1 pseudogene is annotated in these 624 nt (G+C 82.7%); it reads right to left on the bottom strand.

Annotated elements, in window-relative coordinates:
• Window positions 1-624: pseudogene (locus OJ962_RS34230) on the bottom strand (hypothetical protein); the annotation flags it as partial.

The raw sequence follows: 624 nt of genomic DNA, 5'->3' as shown, positions 1-624 counted from the left end.
CGGATTTTCTTCCCAAGCCCCGCTGGCCCCCGGCCTGGCCCGAAGCCCCGCCGCCGGCCCGGCGGCTCCGGGCGCGGCGCCACCGCCCCCGCCACCGCCACCGGCCGCGGCGGCGGGCGCGGCGCCCTTCTTGGGCTCGGGCGCGGGCTCCGGGTCGGGCTCCTTCTCGGCCTCGGCCTCGGCGGCGGGGTCGAAGGCCTCGCCGCCGTCCTCGTCGGGCTCGTCGGTGGTCTCGCCGCCGGTGGCCTGCTGGAAGACGGCTTCGGCCTCTGAGCGCGGGTCGGCCGCCTCGCCGCCCGCACCGGCCTGGGCGGGCTTGGCCTCGCCGCCCGCTCCCTCCGCGGCCTCCTCGACCGGCGGCGCCGCCGCGTCCGTCTTCGGCGCAGGCGGGACGGCCTCCGTGTCGGCGGCCTCCGCGCCCGGCGGTGCGACCGGCTTGGGCGCCGTCTCGACGGCGGGTGGCGCGGGCGGCGCCACGCTCACCGCGGGTGCCAGGGCCGGCAGCTTCAGCGTCGGCGGTGCCACGGCCGCCCCGGGGGCGGCAGCAAGCGCAGACGTCGCGGCGCCAGGAGCGGCACCCGGCGCGGCGGCGGTGGCCGGCGAGGTCGCGGGAGCGGCGCCCGG

The organism is Solirubrobacter deserti, from assembly GCF_027587175.1.
In the GTDB taxonomy this organism is placed as follows: domain Bacteria; phylum Actinomycetota; class Thermoleophilia; order Solirubrobacterales; family Solirubrobacteraceae; genus Solirubrobacter; species Solirubrobacter deserti.
Note: the sequence above shows the minus strand (reverse complement) of the source record. Positions and strands in the feature narration are given on the sequence as shown.